This is a genomic window from Wolbachia endosymbiont of Drosophila bocki, assembly GCF_028982005.1.
Taxonomy (GTDB): Bacteria; Pseudomonadota; Alphaproteobacteria; order Rickettsiales; family Anaplasmataceae; genus Wolbachia; species Wolbachia pipientis.
Genome location: NZ_JAPQLG010000208.1, coordinates 1 through 6,255, shown reverse-complemented (window position 1 = coordinate 6,255; position 6,255 = coordinate 1). Strand labels below are relative to the sequence as shown.

The window sequence follows — 6,255 nt, the reverse complement described above, 5'->3', positions numbered from 1 at the left end:
CTAACACTTGCTTCACCGGTATTATCTATAGAATGTTAAGCACGCTAGAGGGTATTCATCCTGATCCAGAAATTGGATTTACTCCTCCTAGGCAAATATTACTTCCAGGAGCACAAAATGAAGCACGTAAGTTCATGTTAGACAGGTTAAAAAACAAGAAAAACAATAAAGAAATTTTTAAGGCTTGGTATGACGTTCAAAATGGTTATGAAGATGATGAAAGTCAAAAAATAGTTGATGATTTTATTTCAGAAGTAAGTATTCCTTTAATGAGAAAATTATTGAGTATTACTTCTCAATATAGTGAACAAATTGTGCTGACGTTAATGAAAAATATTAGCTCTATAAAGTTAAATAAATTACAATGTTGTGAGCTGGTTCAGCACATGAGAAATAAACTGCAGGAGCATGGTTTAGGTGACCAAGAAAGTTTACTCGAAAACATCGGAAAAAAAGTATTCTTAGAGCTATTAAATCGAGATCTACTCGAGACAGATTTTTCTCTCAAGGATTCATCTTTGGATGGAGCTAAAAGAATAGCTAACAAAATAATAATAGGAGAAGTTGAGAAATTTAGGTCAGAAGCTGCTGAAAAGGCTAGGGAAGTTAACTCTATAGAAGTTCAAGTGGATGTTACATTGCGGGGTCTGTCAACCTTGCCGCGAGAAAAGAAGTGTTGCATTGCATATAGCAGACTAAGTGGCCAGTATGAAGGTGATGAGAGAGAGATAATGGAGAACATCTTACTAAAAAAATTAGAGATAACGAAAAAAGAAATGAATAAGATGCTAGAAGAGAATGATATACGTAAACTAAAATTAGCACTTGATGATGCATGTAAGAAAAGTGGAAAAAACATGGAAGAAATGATAAAAGAAGTAGAAGAAGTAGTCTCAAGTCGTTTCTCGCATGAAGTATCTGTTAGTAATATAGCAACAGAGTCAGCACACTTATAAAAATTTATTTTCCTTACCTTGCAGAAGATTCACAATATTTCTGTGGTGTTTTAGGAAGACCAGTGCTCCTATAATTAGTAATGTTAAGAACAAATTCCTCTGAAAAAAAAAGGACCATGCTACAGCCGTTGAAGTAGCACTGAGTGAAGCAAGGGAAGAGTATCTAAAGGCAAGAAAAACTATTATCCAAATTATTACGAATACTAAAGTAATATCAATGTTAAATGCTATCAGTATCCCTAGAGTGGTTGCAACGCCCTTTCCTCCACTGAATTTTAGCCAAATAGGAAACATGTGTCCTAAAACTGCTAAAATTGCAGATACATATATATAAAAATCGTTATTATCACAAAATTGTTGTGCTATATAAACGGCAATAAATCCCTTGAAGGAATCCAGAAATAATGCCAAAGCAGCAAGAAATTTATTTCCCGTCCTTGCAACGTTTGTAGCACCAATGTTTCCTGAACCTACTTCTCTTAAGTTTATCCCTTTTATTCTTGTAATAATTAAGCTAAACGGTATTGAACCGAGTATGTAGGATAGTGTAAGGACTATAACTAACACAGGTAAAATTTACTGATTAATAATCGCAAAATTTCGTCATCCCGCTGCTTGTTAGCGGGATCTATGCTGAGATACCGCGGCGGTATGACGTAGGGAACCCTTTCTTGGGTTAGCTATATGAGCTTTAAATTAAAATATCAAGTATGTTGAACTTAAAACATATCTCAGCTATACTTTGCGATAAAGTTAATAAAAATTTTAATAAAATCAGTAAGACTAACCTCTAGCTAAAATGAATACAAAGTGAGCTTTTTTGATATAAATAGTGTTAGAATAATTGGTAGGTACTTTATCAATTTTTTGTTAAGGCTTGGTAGTGCATTCATATTTTTTATTCAATCTCTATACCACTGCCTTGTGCCACCATATTATTTTAGCAACATAGCAAGACAAATTATAGAGATAGGCTTTTTCTCTCTGCCAATTGTTGGGCTCACTGGAGTTTTTATAGGAGCGGCAATAGTTTTACAAAGTAGCTTGAGTGACCCATTAATTAACCAAGAACAGATAATACCCAAACTTGTTACGATCACTATCATTAAAGAGTTAGGACCAGTTTTGATCAGCTTAATAATGGTAGGAAAGGTTGGATCATCAGTTGCAGCAGAAATTGGTACAATGCGCATCACCGAGCAAATAGATGCACTTACAACCTTGAACATCAACCCTTTTAAATATTTAATTGCACCAAGGATTTTAGCGTTAATCATAGTATTTCCCATACTTACAGTATGTGCAGATTTAATAGGAATATTTGGAGGATGTATCACTGCAGTCTTCGAATTTAACCACAATTTAAATATATACATTAAACACACAGCTCAGTTCTTTAATACGTATGATTTTATAACTGGGCTAATAAAAGCGACTGTATTTGGCGCCATAATTTCTGTCTCAAGCTGCTATTACGGTTACCATTGCAAAGAAGGTGCACGAGGAGTAGGTGTTGCTACAACATCAACTGTTGTTTTATCGTCCATACTGATCATTTTAGCAAACTACATGATTACTTTGATACATGCGTAACCCCATAATATCAATATTGAACTTAAGCTTATCTTTTGATGATAGGACAGTACTAAAAGATCTAAATTTTGATATATTAAAAGGGGAATCATTAGTCATACTTGGTGGCTCAGGAAGCGGCAAATCTGTATTAACAAAAACAATTATCGGCTTGCTTGCTCCAGACTCAGGGTCTGTTAAAATAAATAGTAAAAGCAAAAATAAATTTGGGGTTTTATTTCAAAATTCCGCTTTATTTGACTACGTTACAGTGTGGGAAAATATATCTTTTAATTATAAAAAGCGCTTTAATATCAGCAAAAAAGAGGCAAAACAGCTAGCAATCGAGAAGTTAAGTGATGTTGGACTGGAGGGAAGCATAGCAGATATGTTTCCAATAGAGCTATCAGGTGGAATGAAAAAAAGAGTGGCACTTGCAAGGGCGATTGCACACAATCCAGAAATCATTATTTTGGATGAACCAACTTCAGGATTGGACCCAATTATGTCAGATATAGTAAACGAGATAATAATAAAATTGTCTAGAGATCTTAACCCTACAATTATCACGATTACACATGATATTCATAGCGCATTTAAAATAGCTGATAAAATAGCAGTATTATATGAAGGGGAGATCATTTCCCATGGAACTGTTCAGGAAATACAAAATACTAATAACGAATATATAAAAAAATTCATTCATTATATATAGCTAAAGATATATACACTATTGCTAACAGTCATATTTTTAAGTTTTAACTTTGTAAAAGGTAGTGGACATTGGAATTCAGATTTTTTTCAAACTGGATCCTATAGCTAACACGTCATACCGCGATTCATTCGCGGTATCTCGGCATAGATTCCGCTAACTAGTAGCGGAATGACGAATTTGTCGTTTTTCAAATTGTCGTAAGTCAGTTTAGCTATATATAGGATGACAGAAATTGTTTGTATTAGCTATATTCAAAAGCTCTATTGATATTTTGCAATATTTGTGATAAAATAATAGCTTAAGGTTGAGAGTAAAAATTTATGAGTGAAGCTCAAGGTCCAAATATTGCAGAATGGCAAGCGCAGCAGCAACACCAAGAGGCTGCTGGTGAGAAAAGTGGTTTTGGTCTTGGTCATAGTGACTCTGTTTCAACAGTCGTGGATGGAATGAAATGGTTGTTCAACTTTCATGAAGGAGCAATTGCTGCTTATAGTAACGTGTTTGAAGGTTTGGTGAGTGGTAGTAGTCTAGTAACGCTGTTTGGAAAATCAGGTAATATGTTTGGCATAAAATTTCTTGAAGGCCTTGCAGAATATTTTTCAGGTGGAGGTGGGGAAGATATGCCATCAGAAGGAATGGATATGGCTCATGGTGATGAGGGACCTCACTCAGATGATTACCCTCATGCCAATAATGAAATGGCTCATAATGCTGGTGGTTTGCAAGACATGCATGATGCAGGTGATCACCATGGTCAATCTTTTTCACCTGGTCCTTCACCATCTGTTGGTGATGACCACGGGCATGAACTTGGTTAAACGCTTAAAAACTGCTGAATAGTATGCGAGAAGGCCTAATAAGAAAAGTTGCTGTTGTTATAATTAACATGAGTTTGTCTTAGTGAAAAAGGTTTCAGTTTTAGGGTCAACAGGAAGTGTTGGAAAAAGGACTGTAGATTTGCTCTCAAAGAGAAAAGAAGAATACCAAGTGGAAGCACTAAGTGCCCATTCGAACTTTGCTCTACTGGTACACCAAGCAAAACTGCTAAATGCAAAATATGTTGCTATCTCCGATGAAAGGTTTTACAAAGATTTGAAAGAAAGTTTACTTGGTACAGATGTAAAAATAGCAATTGGTGCTACAAATATTGCTACCATACCTGTTGATCTCTCAGTTGTTGCAATAGTTGGCATTGCAGGCCTTGGGCCAGTTATGGAAGTTATAGAAAGCGGTACCAAAGTCATTGCATTGGCAAACAAAGAAAGCATTGTTTGCGGTGGAAAGTTATTACTCAAAAAAGCTAAAGAAAAAAATGTACAAATAATCCCTATTGACTCTGAGCACAATGCAATTTTTCAAATTTTGCAAAATGACGACAAATGCGTAGAAAAGATCATACTTACTGCTTCTGGTGGACCATTCTTAAATTATAGCCTTGAGCAATTAAGAAATATCATGGTAGATCAGGCGCTTAGTCACCCCACTTGGAATATGGGAAAGAAAATCTCGGTTGATAGCGCAACAATGATGAATAAGGCACTAGAGATAATAGAAGCACATAACTTGTTTAACATCAGCCCGGATAAAATTGAAGCAATAGTGCATCCTGAGTCAATAGTACATGGAATTGTAACTTATAAGGATGGGTTCAACTTTGCTGTGCTTGCAGAAACTGACATGGCAATTCCTATTTCATATGCTCTATCTTGGCCGGAAAGATCAGCTTTAAATCGTAAATTAGATTTAACAAAGCAAGGAAAATTGACCTTTCAAGAACCAGACCATAAGCGTTTTCCTGCGCTAAAGCTTAGCATGGCAGTGTTAAACTCTTCTGCTCCACAAACAAACAGTATTGTGCTCAATGCTGCAAATGAAATAGCTGTTAATGAATTTTTGAAGTCACGAATCGGCTTTTTAAAAATAGTAGAGGTAGTGGAATCAACAATGGAAAGTTTTGGTAGTTATACTGATATTAATTCACTATCTGATATAATAAATATTGATTATGGAAGTCGTATTATTGCTAATAAAGTTGTTGAAAGTAAAGTTGTTGCGTATAGCTAGAGTAATGTAACCAGACTGTATTCTGTGATTTTTTTTAGCAAAGCACGATGCACAATCGTCATTCCGCTACTAGTTAGCGGAATCTATGCCGAGATACCGCGAATGAATCGCGGTATGACGGTTCGCGGTGGTATGACGGTTAAGTAATTCGTCATCCCGCTGCTTGTTAGCGGGATCTAGAGATACCGCGGCGGTATGACGGTTCGCGGCGGCATAGCTATCTTCAAAAATATGGTTGAATAATTGTTAATAATAGTGTATAATTATTAATATTTTTAAGCACTTTGGCTATGGCTTTATCTAAGTTTCTCGACCCTAAGCTGGATTTAACCTTTAAAAGAATCTTTGGCACTGAAAAAAATAAGAATATTCTCATACATTTTTTGAATGATATTTTAGGGTTTACCGAGATAAATACTATACAAGAAGTGGAATTCCTCAGTACTATAATGGATCCTGAAATTGCCTCTGATAAGCAAAGTATAGTTGATGTTCTTTGCAGGGACTCTAGTGGGGCTAGGTATGTGATTGAAATGCAGCTCACTCGCGATAAAGGCTTCGAAAAACGAGCTCAATTATATGCTGCTAAGGCTTGCTCAAGGCAAGCTGATAAATCTGGTAAGTACATTGATTTAAAGAAGGTTTTCTTTATTGCTATCTCTAATTGTAATTTATTTCCTGATAAGCTTGATTATATATCCAGCCACACTATAAGAGATGAGAAAACCAATGAGCATGACTTAAAAGATTTTCAATTTGTATTTATTGAACTACCTAAATTTCCTAAGAATAAGGAAGAACAGCTAGAAAGCATAGTGGATCGTTGGTTATTTTTCTTCAAATATGCAGATGAAACTACGGAAGAAGACTTAAGGAAAATAGCAGAAAAAGCACCAATAATAAAGTTAGCCTACGATGAATTAGACAGGTTTAGCTGGAATGAAAAAG

The 6,255-nt window shown here is 35.3% G+C and carries 6 protein-coding genes and 1 pseudogene; 6 read left to right on the top strand and 1 reads right to left on the bottom strand.

The genetic code is table 11. The annotated features are described in order from the left end of the window. Positions 1–956: pseudogene (locus OZD61_RS05155) on the top strand (hypothetical protein); the annotation flags it as partial. Here OZD61_RS05155 and plsY read toward each other — a convergent pair. Further along, the gene (gene plsY, locus OZD61_RS05150) at positions 951–1,523 is read right to left on the bottom strand and encodes a glycerol-3-phosphate 1-O-acyltransferase PlsY (protein WP_007548744.1); all 573 of its coding nucleotides are present in this window, start codon (positions 1,521–1,523) and stop codon (positions 951–953) included. The pseudogene OZD61_RS05155 and the gene plsY overlap by 6 nt on opposite strands. Before the next feature lie 243 nt (positions 1,524–1,766). Between plsY and OZD61_RS05145 the strand changes: the two genes are divergently transcribed. The 5 genes from OZD61_RS05145 to OZD61_RS05125 all read left to right on the top strand — a co-directional run. Then, on the top strand, positions 1,767–2,549 hold the full coding sequence (locus tag OZD61_RS05145) for an MlaE family ABC transporter permease (protein WP_274980088.1): 783 nt from the start codon (positions 1,767–1,769) through the stop codon (positions 2,547–2,549). After that, on the top strand, positions 2,542–3,243 hold the full coding sequence (locus tag OZD61_RS05140; protein ID WP_274980087.1) for an ABC transporter ATP-binding protein: 702 nt from the start codon (positions 2,542–2,544) through the stop codon (positions 3,241–3,243). The genes OZD61_RS05145 and OZD61_RS05140 overlap by 8 nt, the downstream gene beginning before the upstream one ends. Positions 3,244–3,563: 320 nt before the next feature. Then, the gene (locus OZD61_RS05135) at positions 3,564–4,061 is read left to right on the top strand and encodes a hypothetical protein (protein ID WP_274980086.1); all 498 of its coding nucleotides are present in this window, start codon (positions 3,564–3,566) and stop codon (positions 4,059–4,061) included. A gap of 82 nt (positions 4,062–4,143) precedes the next feature. Further along, positions 4,144–5,307, top strand: a complete 1,164-nt coding sequence (dxr, locus tag OZD61_RS05130; protein WP_274980085.1) for a 1-deoxy-D-xylulose-5-phosphate reductoisomerase — start codon at positions 4,144–4,146, stop codon at positions 5,305–5,307. A gap of 290 nt (positions 5,308–5,597) precedes the next feature. Beyond that, a partial coding sequence (locus OZD61_RS05125) for an Rpn family recombination-promoting nuclease/putative transposase (protein WP_274980084.1) occupies positions 5,598–6,255 on the top strand: 658 nt, incomplete at its 3' end.